At 39.4% G+C, this 20272-nt stretch carries 21 protein-coding genes; 8 read left to right on the top strand and 13 right to left on the bottom strand.

From position 1 onward, the window contains the following. Positions 1-72: 72 nt before the first annotated feature. Positions 73-309, bottom strand: a complete 237-nt coding sequence (locus AC1RM2_RS04680; protein WP_492983845.1) for a helix-turn-helix domain-containing protein — start codon at positions 307-309, stop codon at positions 73-75. 234 nt (positions 310-543) lie between these two features. Between AC1RM2_RS04680 and AC1RM2_RS04675 the strand changes: the two genes are divergently transcribed. Further along, on the top strand, positions 544-666 hold the full coding sequence (locus tag AC1RM2_RS04675) for a hypothetical protein (protein ID WP_492983844.1): 123 nt from the start codon (positions 544-546) through the stop codon (positions 664-666). A gap of 6 nt (positions 667-672) precedes the next feature. On the opposite strand, the gene AC1RM2_RS04670 is transcribed toward AC1RM2_RS04675, so the two are convergent. Then, positions 673-1440 (bottom strand): hypothetical protein, encoded by a 768-nt coding sequence (locus AC1RM2_RS04670; protein WP_492983843.1) that lies wholly within the window; start codon positions 1438-1440, stop codon positions 673-675. On the opposite strand from AC1RM2_RS04670, the gene AC1RM2_RS04665 reads away from it, so the two are divergent. Further along, positions 1420-1710: a hypothetical protein gene (locus AC1RM2_RS04665; RefSeq protein WP_492983842.1), complete on the top strand. Its 291-nt coding sequence runs from the start codon at positions 1420-1422 to the stop codon at positions 1708-1710. The two genes, AC1RM2_RS04670 and AC1RM2_RS04665, sit on opposite strands and share 21 nt — an antisense overlap. Before the next feature lie 277 nt (positions 1711-1987). Here AC1RM2_RS04665 and AC1RM2_RS04660 read toward each other — a convergent pair whose 3' ends face one another. Beyond that, entirely contained in the window at positions 1988-3268 is a 1281-nt protein-coding gene (locus AC1RM2_RS04660) for an aminotransferase class I/II-fold pyridoxal phosphate-dependent enzyme (RefSeq protein ID WP_492983841.1), read from the bottom strand. Between the two features lie 236 nt (positions 3269-3504). Between AC1RM2_RS04660 and AC1RM2_RS04655 the strand changes: the two genes are divergently transcribed. From AC1RM2_RS04655 to AC1RM2_RS04645, 3 genes are all read left to right on the top strand, one after another. Then, positions 3505-4071, top strand: coding sequence for a Crp/Fnr family transcriptional regulator (locus AC1RM2_RS04655; RefSeq protein ID WP_492983840.1), 567 nt, complete (start codon positions 3505-3507; stop codon positions 4069-4071). Between the two features lie 259 nt (positions 4072-4330). Then, complete coding sequence (locus AC1RM2_RS04650; protein ID WP_492983839.1) at positions 4331-4798, top strand: MauE/DoxX family redox-associated membrane protein; 468 nt, start codon at positions 4331-4333, stop codon at positions 4796-4798. A gap of 5 nt (positions 4799-4803) precedes the next feature. Then, entirely contained in the window at positions 4804-5124 is a 321-nt protein-coding gene (locus tag AC1RM2_RS04645) for a hypothetical protein (protein WP_492983838.1), read from the top strand. Positions 5125-5159: 35 nt separating this feature from the next. Here the strand turns inward: AC1RM2_RS04645 and AC1RM2_RS04640 are convergent, their stop codons facing one another. Genes AC1RM2_RS04640 through AC1RM2_RS04630 form a run of 3 tightly spaced genes read right to left on the bottom strand, consistent with a single transcriptional unit; the run spans position 5160 to position 11130 of the window. Next, on the bottom strand, positions 5160-6485 hold the full coding sequence (locus AC1RM2_RS04640; RefSeq protein WP_492983837.1) for a TlpA family protein disulfide reductase: 1326 nt from the start codon (positions 6483-6485) through the stop codon (positions 5160-5162). Between the two features lie 29 nt (positions 6486-6514). After that, on the bottom strand, positions 6515-7876 hold the full coding sequence (locus AC1RM2_RS04635; RefSeq protein WP_492983836.1) for a RagB/SusD family nutrient uptake outer membrane protein: 1362 nt from the start codon (positions 7874-7876) through the stop codon (positions 6515-6517). Between the two features lie 11 nt (positions 7877-7887). After that, positions 7888-11130, bottom strand: coding sequence for a SusC/RagA family TonB-linked outer membrane protein (locus AC1RM2_RS04630; RefSeq protein WP_492983835.1), 3243 nt, complete (start codon positions 11128-11130; stop codon positions 7888-7890). A 625-nt stretch (positions 11131-11755) separates the two neighbouring features. Here AC1RM2_RS04630 and AC1RM2_RS04625 point away from each other — a divergent pair. Both AC1RM2_RS04625 and AC1RM2_RS04620 read left to right on the top strand, forming a co-directional pair. Next, complete coding sequence (locus tag AC1RM2_RS04625) at positions 11756-12163, top strand: helix-turn-helix domain-containing protein (protein ID WP_492983834.1); 408 nt, start codon at positions 11756-11758, stop codon at positions 12161-12163. Between the two features lie 2 nt (positions 12164-12165). Beyond that, complete coding sequence (locus tag AC1RM2_RS04620; RefSeq protein ID WP_492983833.1) at positions 12166-12579, top strand: helix-turn-helix domain-containing protein; 414 nt, start codon at positions 12166-12168, stop codon at positions 12577-12579. Positions 12580-12892: 313 nt separating this feature from the next. Here the strand turns inward: AC1RM2_RS04620 and AC1RM2_RS04615 are convergent, their stop codons facing one another. The 3 genes from AC1RM2_RS04615 to AC1RM2_RS04605 all read right to left on the bottom strand — a co-directional run bounded on the left by AC1RM2_RS04615 (position 12893) and on the right by AC1RM2_RS04605 (position 14237). Then, positions 12893-13267, bottom strand: a complete 375-nt coding sequence (locus AC1RM2_RS04615; RefSeq protein ID WP_492983832.1) for a LytR/AlgR family response regulator transcription factor — start codon at positions 13265-13267, stop codon at positions 12893-12895. A 36-nt stretch (positions 13268-13303) separates the two neighbouring features. Further along, complete coding sequence (locus AC1RM2_RS04610) at positions 13304-13861, bottom strand: hypothetical protein (protein ID WP_492983831.1); 558 nt, start codon at positions 13859-13861, stop codon at positions 13304-13306. A 115-nt stretch (positions 13862-13976) separates the two neighbouring features. Further along, on the bottom strand, positions 13977-14237 hold the full coding sequence (locus tag AC1RM2_RS04605) for a hypothetical protein (RefSeq protein WP_492983830.1): 261 nt from the start codon (positions 14235-14237) through the stop codon (positions 13977-13979). Positions 14238-14398: 161 nt separating this feature from the next. On the opposite strand from AC1RM2_RS04605, the gene AC1RM2_RS04600 reads away from it, so the two are divergent. Continuing rightward, the gene (locus AC1RM2_RS04600) at positions 14399-14620 is read left to right on the top strand and encodes a helix-turn-helix domain-containing protein (RefSeq protein WP_492983829.1); all 222 of its coding nucleotides are present in this window, start codon (positions 14399-14401) and stop codon (positions 14618-14620) included. Between the two features lie 17 nt (positions 14621-14637). On the opposite strand, the gene AC1RM2_RS04595 is transcribed toward AC1RM2_RS04600, so the two are convergent. The 4 genes from AC1RM2_RS04595 to AC1RM2_RS04580 all read right to left on the bottom strand — a co-directional run bounded on the left by AC1RM2_RS04595 (position 14638) and on the right by AC1RM2_RS04580 (position 20125). Then, entirely contained in the window at positions 14638-15303 is a 666-nt protein-coding gene (locus AC1RM2_RS04595) for a TetR/AcrR family transcriptional regulator (RefSeq protein WP_492983828.1), read from the bottom strand. A gap of 18 nt (positions 15304-15321) precedes the next feature. After that, on the bottom strand, positions 15322-15894 hold the full coding sequence (locus AC1RM2_RS04590; RefSeq protein ID WP_492983827.1) for a hypothetical protein: 573 nt from the start codon (positions 15892-15894) through the stop codon (positions 15322-15324). A 108-nt stretch (positions 15895-16002) separates the two neighbouring features. Continuing rightward, positions 16003-16812: a helix-turn-helix domain-containing protein gene (locus AC1RM2_RS04585; RefSeq protein WP_492983826.1), complete on the bottom strand. Its 810-nt coding sequence runs from the start codon at positions 16810-16812 to the stop codon at positions 16003-16005. A gap of 511 nt (positions 16813-17323) precedes the next feature. Beyond that, entirely contained in the window at positions 17324-20125 is a 2802-nt protein-coding gene (locus AC1RM2_RS04580) for a M16 family metallopeptidase (RefSeq protein WP_492983825.1), read from the bottom strand. Positions 20126-20272: the final 147 nt, after the last annotated feature.

Raw genomic sequence — 20272 nt, 5'->3', positions numbered from 1 at the left:
GTTTTCACCCCCCTGTTACAGATAGTCGTCTTCTTGTACTTACAATAATGTAAATACTTAATATAGAGAGATTTACTTTAATTCGTCTGCATCCATTAATTCGGCAAGAGTAATTTCAAGGCCCTTGCATATTGCAGATAAAGTACTGATGGAGGGGTCGGTTTGTCCCAGTTCAACATAAGATACCTGGCGGTAATCTACTTCAGACAATTCAGCCAGCTTTTCCATAGAGAGCTGTTTATGTATTCTGAGAAATCTGATTCTTTGTCCTATGGCTTTTATTAATTTTTCGTTTCTGACGTGCTTCACGCAGCGAATGTGCAATACAAATCTGTTGTTTAGTATGAAGTATATTTCATATCCACATTATTTGTATTTAGGTTTGTATGATAATAACCAATTTTGATATATTCAAAATGTAATTAATTTTCTGACACAATGCTAGAAGTGAGTAAACTTGATTGTTCCTTTTCGACACTGGGTGTAGGAAATCAATTTATCCAGCAAGCGGAGCGGCTCGGCTTATATAACCTTGGGGATATTATGAAAGTAAACCTTGCAAAACTGAAAAAGCACAAAGAATTTAGCTTCATCTGGTACGCAGATATGCTCGACTTACTAAAAGAACAGGGCTTGCTGCGTCAATTCCAGGAAAATCAGTTATAGCATTTTTCAGCTATAATTTGACAAGTTAAAATTTGTATTTAGCCAGTTCAGCATGCCTATCAGATGTCCTTTCATTTTTTGCGCGGTTGAAAATTCCACATCGGTAGATTTCTTTTGCAAACTGTCAGCTGACATAAACAGGGTATGAGGAGTGTAAAAGTGTAGGGCAAAAAAACTGAAGAGATCGCCGAGGTTTTCTTTAGGCAGCAAACCTTTTTCTATTTGCATCCGGATAAAAAGGCCAAATTGCGGCACCGGCAGATTCATTAGGAAGCGTATACCGGCATGGGCTCTTTCCTTATCCATGACGGCTTCCCGCCGGAGTTTCAGCAATTGTTTTACAAAAAGGTATTTCTCAGAAAGAAATTGTTCCAGATCTTCGTATAAAACAGACGATACACCAGGCATCCGTAATCCTTTTTCGATACGTGAATTATAAAGCAGATCTTTTTCGGTCAATAACATTTCCTGTTGTTCATGCAATCCCGGGATGTCTGACAAACGCTGACGCCAGGTGATGACACAGTAATGGAAAAATTCCGGCAGGTTGAAATCGTTAATGATCAGTATTTCCATTAAAGCCCGTGTATCCAAATCCTGCTTTTGTAAAACAAGTCCTGCCAGGTTATGCAGATAGGCTTCATCAATTCCGCGAAGTCCCTTTTTTAATGTAATCTGGTTAAAGCCATGGAGTACAAGCTCCTTTAAATGATCATCGATATCCATTCGCTGCAAATGGTCCCTTAATAGGGAATGCTGTTGTTTCAGCTTCATTTTGACCTGCTTCAAATCAAAGTTGGTGATTTTTACGAGGCCTTTGCAACGATTTCTATCGCACAGGCTGGAAATGAGCTCTTCGAAAATATTGCAGGTATGCAGGTAATTGGACCTGATTTGATCGGCCTGGGGATGGTTTTGCCAGATCGGGTGGAGTCTGGTCAGGTAATGATGCACCGAATTGCTTATATCAACGAGTTGATTGATAAATATGGTCATGCCGGTTTTACTTTTGCCGATCTTCACATTTTGGCAATAAGCGGTTGAGCTTTTCAATTCAGCAATTTGATGAGCTAAAAAGACCCTCCAGTTTTCAAATTCTTTATTTGAAATCTGGTGTCCAGCGAAATTTTGCGGATTTAATGAATCGCTTACAAAAAGCTGAAGCTGTTTGGATAATAAATTCATAGTTTACTTCAGATAGATTTTTCATTTGCAATAAATAATTGGGAACGAAGGAGTTACAAACCTTCGAAACATCAGTTGGAGAACAGTGGTTTAAATTTGAAAATATCATATGCCTGATTAATATTAAGATAATGGTTTACTTGTAATTGTTGGAAATTTGAAGCTGTTTGTCAACTTCGACGAAAGCGTTCAGGACCTTATCGAGATGTTCGGTGGTGTGAGTCGCCATTACATTCATCCTGATCCTGGCATTCTTTTTTGCTACGGCCGGATACATGATCGGGTTGGTGTAAATACCTGCCTTTAAAAGCAGCCTTCCCGCTTCCAAGGTTTTCATGATATCACCCACTTTGACAGGTATCACGGCAGAGGCGGTTGAACCGACCTCAAATCCTAACCTGATCAATCCATTTTTCAAATAATTGATGTTTTCCCAAAGACGGTTTTTCCAGATTGGTTCTTCATCAACTAAATCAATGGCTTTCAAAATACCCATTACTGCCGGGGTTGCGGTTGTGGAAAATAGATGCTGTTTAGACTGATATTTGAGATATCTAATGAGCTCGGGGCTAGCAATGACATAACCACCGATGTTCCCCAGTGCCTTGCTAAATGTGCCTGTTATGATATCCACCTGGTCAAAGGCATCATCCAGTTCAATCACACCTCTTCCTGTTTCGCCGATAACTCCAATACCATGAGCATCGTCGACTACCAGGTAAGCACCGTAACGACGGGTCAGAGCCGCTATTTTAGCGATCGGCGCAATATCCCCATCCTGGCTGTAAACGCCATCAATAACCACAATCTTTGTCCGGTATTGATGTTCTGCATTTTTCAGCACATGCTCCAGCATGACCAGGTCATTGTGCAGAAAGGTTTTGACTGTTGTGGTCAATACGCCTTCATATACGCTGGCATGTACATTCATATCCAGGATCGCGATATCGTTTTTCCGGGGATTGCCGTCCCTGTGCAGAATACATTGCAAAGTGGCGCTATTAGCGGTGTAACCGGTTGTATATAAAATGGCGTCCGTACGTTTGTAGAATGCGGCGATTTTCCTTTCCAGTTCCTCATGGTAAACAAAATGGCCACCAATAGCAGGCGAAGCGCCTGAGCCTGTCCCAAACATTTCAATGCCCCTGATCACGGAAGCTTTGACCAACGGGTGCTGGCTAAACCCGAGATAATCATTTGAGACCAGGCAGACACACCAGGTGGGGTGTTGATCACCGGGTAAGATCAGGTTCATTTCCGGGCCTACCGGTGATAAAGATTCTATCCGGTAATTCAGATGGCCATTCGCACGTAAAAAATCCAGGTACGCTGCAAATTCCTTTGCGGTCTCATAAATATTCTGACCTTCAATATTCTCAAAATCCTTGAAGCTGGCATTGTTAAAGTCTATTCGCATAGATTAAGATTAAATTAACTTTAATTTAAAATTAACATCAGAAAATATGCGAAGTGGTGAGTTATGTATATTTTTTCGATATTTTTTAATTTTTAGATAATATTAATCTCCTAACTCACCACTTTTAATAAAAAATGCACTTTTATTTGTTGTTTAAGAGTTTGAATAGGATATTATAAAACTTCTGACCAGGGGTTTTTATGTTCAATTTGATTTGCCGTATACATTGAACGTTTATGAATGGGGAATCACTGATCGGCTATTTATCTGCCATTACAAAGTTATCACCCGAGTTTCAGGAAGATTTACAAAGGGTACTAGATAAGGAACATTACAAACCTCACCAGATAATTCACTCATCAGGGCAGACAGAAAATCGACTTTGGTTTATAGAATCCGGCTTTGCCCGCATCTATTATTTTGACCATACAGGAAAAGAGCATACGATCAGTTTTTATGTGGCAAGAGAGATTATCTTTTCGTATAAAGGTTACTGGAAAGAACCTGTCGATTATTATCTGGAGATCCTGACACCATCTGTCCTCATCTCGCTGTCGTACGAGTCACTTTATAAGCTGGAACATTATGAAGAAGTGAAGTTGCTAATCAGGATCTTCATTCGTCAGCGTTTTTACCAGGAGCTCTTTAAAAGCCGGCTCATGACCTGGGCCGCGGAAGAGCGTTATCACCAGTTCCGCAACGTCCATCCCGACATTTTTAAAATAGCCTCCATACGTCTCATTGCTTCCTACCTCAATATGACCAGGGAAAACTTAAGCAGGCTAATGGGTCGGGAAACGTGATCAAATGATATCGTTTCATTACAAAAACTGGTGATTTAATTTGGACAAACTGGTGATGGATATCACAACCGAAATCTTCATCTGCCGCTATCTTAGCCTTCATAAATTATCAATTAAAGTAATCTACTTAGCTATTGAATTAATCCTTAGCTGGAAAAGAAAGGAGTATAGTGACAAAGAGAAAAAATTCAATCCGCAGGTTATATACCTGCTGGTAACGAAGTTACCATTTAATCATTGATGGACAACCCAGCTTGCTATGGAACGAATAATCAGAAGCAAAATAAAATTCAATATTTCACTAGTAGCCAAAGAAAGAATAGTTACAACCATATGTTGGATCGGCATGGCCTTATTCCTATATACCGCTTATGCCAAAATAAATGATCACGACCGTTTTCTAAAGGGACTGACAAGAGTACATATCATTAGCGCTTTTGCCGTATTTATTTCCTTCGCTGTACCGACCGTTGAAATTATTGTTGCATTGTTACTACTTATTCCAAACACTGTGAAAATTGGGCTCTACAGCTTTATTGCTGTGATATTATCATTCACTATTTATATCATCTGCGCAATGATCTGGGAAAAAAATCTTCCATGTAACTGCGGGGGTGCCATCGAAAAACTAAGTTGGCTGGGGCATATTTGGTTTAATTTCTCATTTATAATTATGGCAAGTTTTGCCCTCCGGCTCATCAAATTTGATACAACATTAAAAACTTAAGAAAAATGAAAAACATCAAAAAAGTAACATTTGGCCTACTAGTAGGTGCAATGGCAATAGGTTTTAGCGCATTTACTAATGCAAATTCCACAAAATTGCCTCCTGGGGATTTTAGGTTCTACAATATTAGCGGGGTCAGCAATACAGATCCTTCAAACTACAGGTTCAGGAGCAGCACCACCCTCTGTAATTCCGCATCCACTGTATGTTCGGAGGTTTGGAACATTGGCGCTTCATCTACCCCTTCTGATGGCGATTTAGCAAGCGATTTCGCCGTGCATACCAAAGTTGGCTCTCCCATTTCAGGCGACTATACTGGTAATTAAACATCATAAGGCCGTTCCTAACGGACGGCCTTATATTACTTATCTTTTATCACAAGTACATCTGCTTTTCGTTTGGCCTTAATAAAGCTGAGGCCATATTTTTTTAATTGGCGATTTACGGCCTGCATGTCAGTAAGATTACAGTTTATAGTTATATCGACCAAATAAGCGATTCCAGTTTCGTCAAAAAAAGGTGTTGAATTATGTCCATACACGTAATTATCAAAAAAGCTCATAAAGCGTTTTAAGGGCATATGATTAAGAACATACGATTCCTTTGAATACCGCTCGGCTCTTGTAGTTTTTTTAGTTCTCAAACTATCATTGTCACCAATTTTAACCAATACATATGATAAAACCAGTCTTTTTTCGACTACTGAAATGACATTTAGGGGCTCATTAATATATCTTGAAATGTCTTGTTCTAACATCTTATAACCCTTTAAAATATCTTTAGGGTTCTTCCATGTCAACTGATAGCAAAAGCCATTTTCCTTACTCCATTCGTCATATTTTTGTCCTTTAGCACTAGAATTAATACGATTAGCAGTAGTTGAATCTTTCAATTCCATCACAAACCTTCCTGGACTAAAAAAGATTGTGCCATATTTTTGATCTGTGAGTAACGCATAGGCGATCTTATAGAAGAAGGAAGGAGCAACATTTGTCGCGCTGACTTGAGTCGAGTCATATCTCATTTGACCCTTAAGATTCGAGATATGCTTGGTAAATATAGACTGATAAACGACGCTCTCCGGGTTAACGGCCCGGTTAAATACACTGCCGTTTTCTTGCACCAGTGGGTTTGCGATCTCAAAAAATCGCCTATCTTCTGGCTGTTCAAATATGAAATTGGCATTGTTTATTTTAATATTCCTTAGTTCCTTAAAATCACCTTTTAGCGCTTTATTTATGTTATTTTCGTTAACCTGATCATCTTCTGTGATCGCCGAGACAATGCCATTTTGGTCTATCCACATATATGTTGGCCGGTATTGGTAGGGCATAAGTTGATTGAATATCGTATCACCTACGACCGATACTGGTTTAATCCCTTTTTCAGCGTAAACCTTGTTATAAAATTTCACTACCGTTTCGTCCTTTTCTTCTGTTACCGACAAAATTTGAAGATCAGTTGCGAATTTTTTTTGTAGTGAATCAAGTTTTGGCAGGGCAGTTCTGCAAGGGCTGCACCAGGTTGCCCAAAAATCGAGTATCAATAATTTTCTTTTATAATTCGACAAAGTTGTAGTAAGCAATTTATTATAAGTTCGGGTTTTCATTTGTGTAACCTCCGGCATTTTTTCACCGATTTGTATAGGTTTTATTTGCGCCTTAGCATTACTTAAGATGATGATCATAAGTAAAAGACTTATTTTAATTTTCATACTTATTTACGGGGGTTTTGTTGAATGCCACTATTAACTATTTCTTTATTCTCAATCGGTAAAACAAATCTTAAATCGTTAGGTGGAAGTTGATAACTTTGGCTATTCAAAAGCCGAACTAATGTCGTTTTATAAGTGTCTTCGTTATTAAGCCTTCTAAGATCAGTCCATCTTAAGCCTCTAAAACATAGCTCTTTCCGGCGTTCCAAGATGATTTTTCCTATTAGTACGTTTTTATCTTGTGTGGTAAAATCAGAATAACCAGATTTTGAAAGTCTGTTTTTGAGCAATGTGTTTAGTTCATTTAGCGCATCCTGAAGATTTCCGGCACGTGCATTGCATTCTGCACTAATTAGTAAAATTTCATCAACCGCCAATCCTGAAAAGAAAATTGCGCTACTGTCGTATGATCCGATGAATGCAGTGTTTGAACCGTTATAGTTAAAAAAGATCCTTAATCTTAAATCATTTGGAGAATACAAATTAAGAAGATCAGGAACCACATCTAAATTAGAATCATAAAAAGCAGATACCATTCCTAAAGTTGAATGGAAGATTACCTCGTCATTAAATTGAGGTACCGGATTTGCAAAGGCTAAATCAAGTGTTGAGTAATCAATGAGGATATTCGAAATTGCAAGACATGCTTTTGCATTGATTAAGGCATTAGTATAGTCGCCCATGCTTAAGTAAACTCTCGCGAGCATTGCGTAAACTGCTGCTTTTGAAGGCCGGGTCTTGAAGCTTTGAGTAGCTGGAAGCAAATCTTTAGCCTGATTAAGATCGTCAATAATCCTGTCATAAGTTTCTTTGACACTTGATCTTTTTGAAACCTGATTAACATCAGAATTTACCCTAAGTGGAATACCTAAATCTGTTGTTGCAGAGTTAGTATATGGTTTGCAATATTGTTGTGCGAGATTATAAAAGGTATAAGCTCTATAAAACAAGGCACTACCTTTGATATTGTCCCAACTCCCACCATTTGTAATATCACGTGGAATTTTATTTATCCCTTCCAGTGCTAAGTTTGTGAATAATACTTCTTGGTAGGAATAACGCCACTCGGGGTCATCGCCCTCGTAAAAATCATCTGACGCTGACCAGACGTATGCATTGCGGTACCTTGCTTCGAATGTTAAGAACGATGAGTAAGTTGTTTGAAAATCCCCAGCGCCAATTTCACCCAAATCGCCCGTTTGATTTTGGTTCATCGTTGAGGTATTATCTAATAAAGCTTGAAAATCCTGAACTTTATTAGGTACAACCAACGAGTTATTCGGCTTTGCATCTAACCAGTCTTTTTTACAGGAAGTCAATAAGAAGATGCAGGAAATTATTGTATAATAAATAAGCTGTTTCATAACAATTGTTTTTATAAGGTTGCTTTTAAACCTATTGAAAATGTTCTTGTGTAAGGTATTCCGCCGGTGGCAAAATCCGGATCTAATCCCTTTTTATTGGCTCTCCAAAGTATCCCCAAGTTATTCCCGTACACAAACAGTTGTAATTTGGTGATGGGAAATCGCAAGTCCTTTTTGTAATAAAAAAAGTCGTAGCTGATATTAATATCCTGCAACCGTATATGGTCTCCTTTTTCAACAGTTGCTTCGGAGTATTGGTAAAACTGGTCCCTGTTTGAATTGGCCGGATAGATCATGGAAGGAACAGTGGTTGTTAACTCATCACCTGGCTTTTGCCAGCGGATGTTGTAATCTTTGTTACCACCGCCACTTTGAAATAATGAAGAATAATTAATGGTGGAGCGCCTAAAGAAATAATCGAACTTGTAATTTATGTTAAAAATAAAAGCAACTTGTTTATAGGCAAGGCGATTAGTTATTCCACCGAAAAAGCGTGGCCGACTTGGGCCGACATAGGCAATATCACCTATTGAACTCGGGGTAGTCAATGCATTATAATCTTTACTAACAATACCATTCACGTAACCCTGGGGATCGCCTGTACTAGGATCAAGTCCGCCGTATTTGTAGGAATATAGTGAATATACAGGCTTACCTATACTGGGTATAATATTCCATCCACCACCAACAAATGCTGCGAAACTTGGATTGGTTGATTGATCATACTTTGTAACCTTATCGGTCGAGTAGCTTAGATTTATTGTTGTAAACCAAGATAATGCTCCATTGATATTTTTTGAAGTTAATTGAAGATCTACTCCCCGTCCGGACATATCGGCAAAATTCCCCGACAGTGTGCTGGTTCCTGTAGTAGGATTGAGATAGCCAACACTTGGTGCTAATGACTGATTCCCAATCAGATCACTGCCTTTCCGCGAGAAGTACTCAATACTGCCGGAAAAAACGTTATTCTTTGTGCTGAAATCCAGACCAAAGTTTAAAATGCTATTTTTCTCCCACCTCAACTCAGAGTTTCCAATATTTGAAATACCTGCATTTGGCAAATTAGTTAACTGATCATTTGTTTGATAGTAAAGGGTAGTAACTCCTGTTACAGTCTTATTAAGGTTACCATTGTATCCATAAGTCACCCGTAATTGCAATAATGGCAACCACGAGACATCATAAAATTTCTCTTTATCAATTGACCATTTTCCACCGACCGACCAAAGTGGTACAGTCTTTTGATTGGTAGCGACTCCAAAGTAATTGGAACCATCTTGCCGCGCACTTGCCGAAAGTGTATATTTATAATCGTAAGTATAAGATCCTGCAAAGAAGTAGGAGCGAAATCGGTCTACGCCGCTTGAAACCCCGTTGCCGTTAGGAATTATTCCATTTCCCCTTGGACTCACTGGATAAATAGTATTGAAAATTACAGAGGTAAAATTGTCGGTATTTGGATCATAACCATAAAATTGTGCAGTGTTTGCATTGTTCCGTGATTGCGTAATTTCTGCACCAACTATTGCATTAAAACTATTCTTACCTATACTGCTATAATTTAATTGGCTTCTAAAGTTATTGGTAGTAACTCTGGAATTTATAAGATTTAAAATATCTCCCAATGGTATATTGTAGCCGGTTACTTTCCCACCTGTTAAAACCGAAAATCTATTAATTAAATCCCTTGTTGTAAATAAATTTTGGCTCTGTAGATTAGACAAATTGCTATCATATTTTTGATACTGGTATTTGCCTTCAATGCTAAACCCTTTAATGAAAGTATATTTTAAACCAGAATAAAGTCGTAGATCATTTGACTTGGTGCTACTTTCATTTTCGCCCCGTTCTGATAAGGGGGTATAGTCGTAATTTAAAAAGTTATTTTGAGCGGTTCTAGCTTTGTAAACATTACTGTAGCCACGATTTATGCTAAGGGGCGTACCATTCTGATCGGCAAATTCTGTGTATGGAAAATATATATTTGCTACAGACGTTGCATTTGATAAAGTCAATGGAATACCCGAATGATTGTTACCCAACACATAAGATATTTGAGTGGCTATATCCAGATTCTTAAATGGCTTATAAGTATGGGAAAAATTAAGCGTTAACCTATCATTATAAACACCTTGTTGTGCACTTTGATTCTTATCATAGCCAACGGAAAAATAAGACGTACTTAAATTTGTTCCAGAACTGGCTATAAATCCATATTGTTGATGGATTGGATTTGTATAATAATATTTAAGCAGGCCGTTGCGGATATCAATATTACTCAATTTAGCAATTCGATCTAAGGAATCCTGCTTAGTAATTTGCCCGCTTCTTCTTGCTGCCAAAATTTCAACTGCCGCTGGAATTGACGGGTAATTACGAACATTTATAAGATCTGCATCATATTTACCTTGTCTAAATAAATATTGCTGTATGTCAATGTAGTCTTTTGAAGATATAAAGTTAGGGTCATAATAAAGGTTGGGTTTTTCACCAACCGTGAGATTTGACACGACATCGAATTTAGTCGCCTGGTTTAATTTGCCTTTTTTGGTCGTAATAACAATAACACCGTTACCAGCCTTCACTCCCCAAATTGCAGCAGAGGCAGCATCTTTGAGTATATTAATAGACTCGATATCTTGCGGATTTATATTGCTTAAGTTGCCATTATATGGGAAGTTATCGACAACAATTAAAGGTTGATCATTAGAGTAAATAGTACTTCGCCCTCTAATATTAATATCAGGATTAGAAGGATCAAGTCCTCCAGAACTGGAATTAAAGACTAAACCACTCGTAATACCTTGCAAACGCTCTACTATGCTGTAGCTAACTCGTGCATTATACATATCCTTTTGTGGTTGTGCGAAACTTCCAGTTGCTCGCTCTTTTGGTATATTCTGATACCCAGTAGATACCACACTTACTTCCTGAAGAATATTTTGATCTTTAGGAAGTAATATTCGAAATGAGCGTAATTGGATTTGGGGAAAATTGATTTCGACTGATTTATAGCCAACAAAACTGATAATTAATATTCCTTGTTTAATATCAGTATTGATTGCAAAATTCCCATCTTGATCACTAGTTGTTGATATTTTTGAAGATTTTATTTGAATGGTTGCGCTATGAAGTGGTTTATTATCGGCCGAGTCAATCACCTGGCCTGTTATACGGGTGTTACCTTGGGCAAACGTTCGAAAATTTGGGCAAAGCGCAGCCAGTACTAATATTAGTATGATTTTTTTCATTTAATTGGAGCTGTTAATAAGAAACTATTCTGTGATTGAAGCGAGAAAGAAGGCAGCCCCAAAAACTTCAACTATTAACTTATCTTCGGGCTGCCAATCCTTGGAGATCAGACTGGAGCCTTAATTATGTTTTTAAATCTATTTTTGAGTTGTTTAGAAGAAATTTCTTGACAAAATATATAACATACATAATGACCGTTGCTTTTGAAAGCAATTTGTAAATGGTCATTATTTAAATGTTTTTTGCTCATTATTGATTGAATCAATAACAAGTCTCATAAGGCATATAAATCAATAGGGTTGAAACCTACTCCGCCATTTGTACTCCAGGCTCTGACAAAGCCTCCGCCGAAGCGGTAGAACCACAAATACGTAAGCAGGCCCAACCCTATTGATATAGGGATTGGGCGCTTAAACTTACTCTCGCGGTTCTATTGAATTGTCAGATTCGGAGTGCGAGACTTGTTAAGCGCTTACCTTCTTTCTATTTGAAGAAGCGCTAAATTACTACTTTTTCTAAGAATGTTAATTTCATTCAAAACACTAATTTGCAAAATTTAATTTATTGATTGCCAATAATCTAAATAAAATTTGTTCCTGTGAATTACATTTTGTAACTTAGATTATGCAAAAAGATATCGATATTGTTGAATTGCTGAATTCATTAGGGCGAAATGTATCAGCAATTAGAAATGCGAAAAGGGAAACGCAATATGGTGTTGCTAAGTCTATAGGCGTTACGCATCCTGTTATAAGCAAAATTGAAAACGGCACTTATAATATCACTATCGAATTATTAGTAAAATTATGCAACCATTTTAAAATTTCGTTGAAGCAGGTTTTAGAATTAGATAACAACCAGATTTTTTACTTTACCCAAAAAAATATAACTGGTAACTTTCACAAACAGTATGTCGTTCATGAATTAGCCGATGGCTACGATATCCTAATTCATCAATTGCAATCAGAAGTTACCTATCTTCGTAATTATTTTGAACAACATTCAAAAAGTAATCCACCATTAGAATCATAGTAATGTTAAAACATCAAACGAACGATATTGTCCCAGAAGAGCTTTTGAAGACCATAGGGAAGAACCTAAGTAAAATCCGAAATGATAAAAACGAAGAAATTAAAAATGTTGCAAATGCGGTTGAATTAAAACCATCCATAATTGAAAAAATTGAACAAGGCTCTGATGAATTATCGATTAAAACTCTTGCTATTTTGTGTAACTACTATGAAGTAAGCCTACAAAAGGTTATGGAGCTTGAAGGTGCGCAGGTATATCATTTTACACAAACAAATTCAGCCGGTAACAACCATAAACAATACGTTGTTAATGATCATACTAATGGTTACGAACTTTTAGTACAACAACTACAATCAGACGTAGAATATTATAGAGCTAGATATGTCGCGTTAACTGAGGGTTCTAAGAATCAGTAGTAGATCATCGTAATATAGGATTCAAAATAGGCACCTTATGGCATCTAAAGACCAAATTAAAAATAAGATTTCTGCATCCCTGCTAAAAAAAAACTCACTCGCCAATGATCAATAATATTGTTGTCATTAATAATGTAAGTGTTGCTCTGAGTATTAAGTTTCGATACCACATTGGCCATGATGAATTCCACAATATTGGAGAGGAGTATGTAGATGCGGGCAGTTCAGGTGGAATATTAATGGGCAGCTGACCTTAACCGCCATTGGTGTCATTCACTTGGAAAGGGTGAAATTAATTCAGTTCCGTGCGCTGTTATTTTTTTCCTGTTACTCTTGATCTTACCGTTGCTATACAATCAAGAAACTTATCGTAAGCAATGGGCTTTGGTAAATAGTAAAAGCTTTCATCTTTAAATAACTCCTGAACAAAGCGTGGAGTTGAAGTGATAAAAATAATGGTAGTGTACCTTTTTGCCGCTATCGCAAAATCAATTCCCGACATCTCCGGCATATCCACATCCAGAAAGGTTAAGTCGGGTCCATTCTCTATTGCCACTTCCTTTAGTGCGCTAACCGGATCTGTGGATGAGCCGGCTAAAATTAAGCCCTTGGTGGCATCAATTAATTCGATAAGGTAATCGATAGCATGCTGTTCGTCATCCACGATATAGCAGCTTAATTCTTTCATATTTTGCATACTCTTCAATGAATAAATTAAGTTTGATCAATAAGCTTTTACCTTCAATTTCTGATAATCCCACGCATTATTTTTATCCGCCTCTGCCAGTTCATCATAATAACGGTTGGCCAGACCCATAAAATATTCGAATTTCTTTTTTCTTTCCGCCAGTTGGCGGTCACTAAACCGCCAGACTTCTATCGGCGCATACCGGTTGGTAAGCTCTTTACATATCTGCGCCCTAAGTACTTTCAGCATAAAATTATGCATCTGCAAGCTATCTGCACGCTCAGCCATTTTCAGGGCTAACAATAATTTATTGGTCGCCTGATTAGTGCTAAAATCCGGATTGTTAACGAAGCTGTTATGCTGTACATAAAACAATGCCCTGTAAAACAAACTGGTCGTATCGTTTGCATTCACCTTTAGGTTTCTGTCCAGGCTATCCATGAATGGAGCATATTTTTTTTCATTCCTGTCCAGCGAGCTACTGCCCACGAAAATTATTCCGTCCATCATTTTTACAGGGAGCTGTGCATGCGAGGCATGCAGGACAAAAACCATTGGGATCGTTAAAATGCAGCAAGCGGCGAATGTTTTCATAGTGCATTATATTGGTGACTGAAAATACAACTCAACGGCCTACAAATTAAAGTGCATTTTTTATTCAAAGTGGTGAGTTGGTATGAATTTTTGATGATCTTGCATTAATTTAAACTCAAATTTCGCTTTGTTTTTTTTGTCGGGTCTCTGCCTGTTTGTAAATATTCTCGATAAACTGCTTTAGTTCCTCTGGAAAGCAAGGGGTATTTTCACCGTTCAACTTGCAAAGATCAATACTTTTATCATCCAGGCTTTTGTAGAACCACTCATTCAAATCAGATTGAAACTGTTCATAAGGCACCCGGGAAAAATATTCCATAATTCCCGAAAGGGTACTGAAATCAGGTGGATTATTTGAGAACACATTTTTCTCCATACTTATATATTAGGGTATTCAAAATCCATAAAAAGGCACCGATACTTGTTTAGATTTTCTAAACAAGTATATAGAATTTCTATCCAAATTTAAATATATTGTTGCATTAAATAATACAGATGTACATTAATTCTAAATAAGTGTTTAGAATTATACAATTAATGACTGAGTTAGGACTCTTTTTATCAAAACGATCTGTAAATAAAGCCGAAATTTCCCGGCGAACCGGAATCAGCAAATCACGTTTAACTCAGCTTTCAAATAGCAGCTCCACTAAATTAACCGCTGATGAACTATACCTCATCGCCTTATCCATCCAAGTAACTCCTTGCGAACTCTTGAATTTTATTTGCGCTAGTATTACGTTGCCTGATCAAAAGTAAATGGCAGATGCATCCTGTCAAATACTTTGATGGCCATTATCTTTACTTGTCGCCTGATACGCCCAGCTAACAATCATCTCAATTGCTTTCAGCATTTCTTCTCTACCTGTCTCCGTAGCTATATCAATATCAGAAAACACACCACCATTAAAACGGGTGTGTAAAATGCTATAATAAATACCGCCGACCAGTAAGGCCGCTACCGCCCGGAAATTAACACCCGTATTGGCAAAATGCTGATCTGTTAATTCAAATAGTTTTTGCCCCATGCTTTCGCGCGCATTATGAATACTTTTCATTAAAGGACTGTTGGTGGACACCTCCCACAGGATCAGCTTCTGCATTTGTTTATCCAGGAAGAAATACCTAAACTGATTTTGCAGGATCTCGGTGATCAGCTTCTGATTCTCCGTATAAGATTTCCCATCGATCAGGTCCTGAACACGATCAGCGAATACCATCCAGTAGTCTGTTTCCAAAATGTATGCTTCCACGAGATTATTGAAATCACGTTCAAAGTAATCATAGATCAGTTTTTTGGTTACACCGGCCTGCTTGGCTACTTTATTTACGCCGAGACCGGTATGCCCTTCTTTTCGGAATATCTCGCCTACAGCGTCGATTAGTTTCCTTTTGGTGAGCTCTTTGTTTCTGGTGATTTTGGGTTTGTTATTGCTTTTCATAGGTCGGGTAAGTTTAGGTCATTGTTCTGTTTGCCATAAAGCAGTTATGGATAAACGGTCCAGGGTTTTCTCTCGGAGCGCGGCAGAAGAAGGAGGCAGAATTTTCATCGCAAAATGAATGAGCTCGCTTACCACAATACGTAGTATGTCGTATTTGTGAATGTAATCGGAATAAAGCTCCTCAATCATCCGATGAAATACTTCGTCAAAAAGCTTCACCTGTTGATCAGATAATTCAAAAACGTGATGACCACCGGGTTGAAAAACGGCGTATTTAAGGAGGTTGCAGAACTGATCAAAGAAGGCCTGATCAAAAATGCAAAAGTAACCGCCATTGGCCCCTTCGGCATTCTTCCATCTGCATGGAATCTGCGAATTAAAGAACATTAAAGCCGGCTTCTTAACGTGAACAGCATGATTGGCATATGCAATGCTGCCTTGTCCCGTCAATAGTATTATCTTAAAACATCCGCGGTTTTTGAAGTATATATGATTAGCATTCCGCCCCTTGTAAGATTCCAGTTTAAAAACATGGATATGCCCGAGCTCCAAGCGCTTGTTACCGGACACCCCATGAAAAACGCCATCCATGGTAAATTTTCCTAATTGCTATCCATAATCGTATTGCTAATAATAAATACAAAATTAGAACCGGACGACACAGCGGGTTAACGAAAAAGAAACAATAGTCTACGAAAATCAAACATTTCTGAATTTAACGGGATTTTGGTGTACGTGTTTTTTGAAGAAGTTATTGAAATGGGTCAATTCAGTGAAGCCCAAAACATAGGCAATTTCGGAGACCGTCCATGGGGTTTGCTTCAGCAGCACCTTTGCTTCCTGCAATAAACGCTCGTTTATGATGTGAGAGGTTGTCTTATTGGTAATTTTCTTGACCGCGCGGTTTAAATGATTGACATGTACATTTAACTTTTCGGCATAATCAGAAGCAGAACGAAGTGTAAGTGATTGGCAGGTGCTATCAATAGGAAACTGCCTTTCCAGGAGTTCCATAAATAAAGCGGAAATTCTCTGGGCAGCATTTATCGGTTGTTTATCAGAAGTTCCGGATGGCTGCATTTTCAAAGCAAAGTGAATGATCTCAAATACGATCGTTCTCAAAACATCACACTTGTGAATGTAACCAGAAGCAAGTTCATCCACCATTCTTTCATATAGGCCGGTTAGATGCGTTACCTCTGCGTCATTCAGTTCAAATACGTGATTGCCATTGGGCTGAAAAAGCGAATAGTGGTTGAGATTGCCATAATGATGAAAGAAAGCCTGATCGAAAAAGCAAAAGTAGCCATGAGTAATGCGGTCCCTTTGTTGCCAGCTATAAGGTATTTGCGGGTTGGAAAAGACGACAGCGGATTTTATAACTTCAATTTCCTTATCTGCATAAAGAAATTTTCCATTGCCATTTACAAGGGTGATTTTATAATAGTCTCTCAGTCTGAAAGGGGCGGGCTTTGCTCCTTTACCAACATAGGGGTCCAGCTTAAACACGTTGAAATGCCCGACTTCATTAGCATGATTATCAGGTAGAAAATCAACTTTGTTTTTGTAAAGGTCTTGTATGGTCTCAACCCTGTCCATGTATCTAATTTACGAATTTCTACTCATATTATGGGCAAATGAACAAGCGGGTTCATTTGACAAAAGAGGTATAGTCATTTATTCTTCACTTTACGGGACACTTGCATCCTCTCTCCAGCATTTTCAACCAGTTAACATGGTGGTGATTGTAAAAGGGGGTACCCTACAGGTATAAAAGCGGCTTTATCAATGTTCCTCAAAAACCTGTTCCGATAGCATAAAAAAGCCTCCCCTGCTCCAGGGGAGGACATCACTATTAACTAACCTTCATATATCGTTATGAAAAACGTAAGAACAAGGAAGCAAATTCTTAATTCCTGAGACCATCGGTCAGGCGTTCAGCCCGAGACCATTCGCCGTTAAAACTATTGATCTGCGGATTTACAATAATTCATCGAGGGTTTTGCCCTCTTTTTATACATTACCTGGCTTGATTTTCTGGCATTAATACCATACGGATATAATTTGCTCCGCTAAGGTATTTTGAAGCAGCGGCTTTAATAAGGGCCGGAGTAACTGCCTGCAAATCCGATTGGTAGCTGTCTAAGGCATGCAGGTCATCATTATTGAATTGCTGGCCATTCAGATAACCGAGCCACCAACGATTTGTCTGCATGTCTGCTTCCGAACTCCGGATGCTTTCTGCCCGCCATTTGTCCACGTTGACTTGTGGCGGACCTTCCGTTTTCAATTTCATAATTTCGTCAAGGGTTGAAGCAATAAGCTTATCAACATTCTGCGGGCCGCAGCCGAATTGAACTTCCAGGGTATAACGGCTCCGGGGGTATTTGGCACTTTGCACGTCTACACCGGGCGAATAGACACCGCCCTCATCTTCCCTTAATCTTTCCAGCAAGCGAATCTCCAGGCACTCCCTGAGCGCATCCATGATTACCTTTTCCGACCTGCTGTAATTAAAATTGCCGGACCAGTAAAGCTGAACACTTGCCTTGGGCTCCGCACCTTTATAAACTATTTTCTCAATCTTTCCTTCAGGAACGGAGATGCCCAGATCCTTTGCAGGCGAATCATGCCCGCTGGCGGGCAGGCTGCCGATATATTTTTCGAGCAGTGGTTTAAGCTGTTCAACATCGAAGCTGCCCACAAAAGTAAATACAAGACCGGATGCATCGCCGAATCGCTCCCTGTAGATTTCAAAGGTGCGGTCCAGGCTGACCTGGTCGAGTTTAGCAAGCGTGGGACCTGTGCGGCGAATATTATAGTTTCCTAAGGTAGCGCTGACTGAATCCCGGAACACACTGCCCGGGTCGTTGGACCTATTTTGCAAACTGGCTTTCGATCGGGCCATAATACCCTGAAAAAGGTCAGCGTCTTTTCTTGGCGCAGTGTAGTAGGCATTCAAAAGCTGCAAAGCCGCTTCCAGGTCACCGGGTATGGCAGCGCCGTTTACGCCTTGCATGCGGTCACTGATAAATGGCCTCACGGCCAGATGCTTGCCTGAAAGAAATTTTTCAAGTTGTGTCGGATTATAATTACCAACGCCAAATGCCGGGATCAATCCCCCGGCGTTTGCGGCGCTCTGGTAATCCGGATCACTATAAAGGGAAGTACCACCGGGTGCATAGGCTGTAAATAACACCTCGTTGTCTTTAAAGGTTGTAGGCTTAAGCAGTACTTTCACACCATTACTCAAGGTGATGAGGCTTGTGCCTAACTTTTCGTCTTTCACTGTACTGATTACCTTTCCGCTTACCGGCTGTACCGCCACTAATGGCTCCGTGCTCACTTCATCTTTATATGGCTCCAGTTTTTCCTCTGCCACAGCGTTCAGCCAGAAATTGACCATGGCCTGATTTGGAAGCTTGTCCTTATCGGTTTCCGGCGCCATCAGTAAAATATCCCTGTTCACCTGAGTAATATATTCAGCAGACAACCGATTAACTTCATTGAGCGAAATGCCCGGCAGATCATTTTTGACCATGTCATATTCCTGTTGGATACCCGGCGCTGCTGTTCCTTTTAAAAAATAAGCCAGGTATTCATTTACATAATCCTGTGAATTGGTCTTATTCTTTTCTTTCAGCATCGACGCCATGTTGTTCATATAGGTTTGCTTCGCTCTGTCCAGTTCAGTAGATGTAAAACCAAAACGTTTAAGCCGTTCTGTTTCGCGCCAAACAGCTTTAAACCCTTTTTCCAGTTCACCGGGCCTTGAGACCAGGCTCACGCCAAAATTATCCAGGCCGCCTATAAAACTGCCGATGCCGGCATTTCCGCTTACAAAAGGAGGATTAGCCTGGCGGGACAATTCCGTATAGCGGTTATTCAGCATTTGATTGTAAAGTTGGCGGATAATGTTCTGACGATAATCAGCAGCAGTATGGAGAGACAACATCGGTCTCTTCATGATAACTTCCATGGCGGTGGAAGTCATTTCCTTATCCGTTACGGCGATAAATTGATTGTTACCGGTCAGGCCAACAGTATATTTGGAACGAGGCTTTTCATTTGCCGGATTTTTCAGATTACCGAATTGTGCTACAATGTTTTGCTCCATTTGGTTGACATCCACGTCTCCTACGACGATTAGCGCCTGCAGATCGGGACGGTACCAGTCATGATAAAACCTCCTGATCGTTTCAGGCTTAAATTTATTCAGTACTTCATCGGTTCCTATTGGCATGCGCACGGCGTACCTGGAGTTGTTTAAAACTATCGGCCAGTATTTCGAGCGCATACGTTCCTGAGCACCCTTCCCAAGTCTTTTTTCCTCCAGTACCACACCTCGTTCTTTATTGATCTCCAGCGGGTCGAGCGTAGCTTCCTGTGCCCAATCCCGCATAATGGCGACACCTTTTTGCAGGAGTTCCGGATTGTCGCTAGGCAAGGGTAACTGGTATACGGTTTCGTCAAAGCTGGTGTAAGCATTCAAATCTGCACCGAACCGGACACCGCTTTTTTGAAGATAGTCGATCAATTCGTTCTTTGGAAAATGAGTCGTTCCATTAAAGCTCATATGTTCCATAAAGTGGGCCAGACCCCGTTGGTCATCGGATTCCAGTATGGAACCTACCTTGTTGACGAGGTAAAAAACGACACGCTTTTTCGGTTCCTCGTTATGTCTGATAAAATAGGTGAATCCGTTGGCGAGTTTGCCTGTACGGACCGCAGGATCGAGCGGCAGCGGCTTTTCCTGTGCTATTGCAGCGGCTGACATGAAAAATACTGCGAAAAATATAGGCAGTCTTGGAATTTGCATCATGAGTGATTGTGTTTCGTTTGAAAAAGCCGATTGATTGGGCCTTTATCTTATTGTAAATTTGAAATGGTTCTATTTTTCCGACATCCAGCTGGCCATGCCATCGGTATAACCAGCTGGGAACCGGAATAGATCATTAGTATTTTGCTT

Source organism: Mucilaginibacter sp. GW822-FHT03E02 (assembly GCF_058801545.1).
This window is presented reverse-complemented; position numbering and strand designations above follow the sequence as displayed.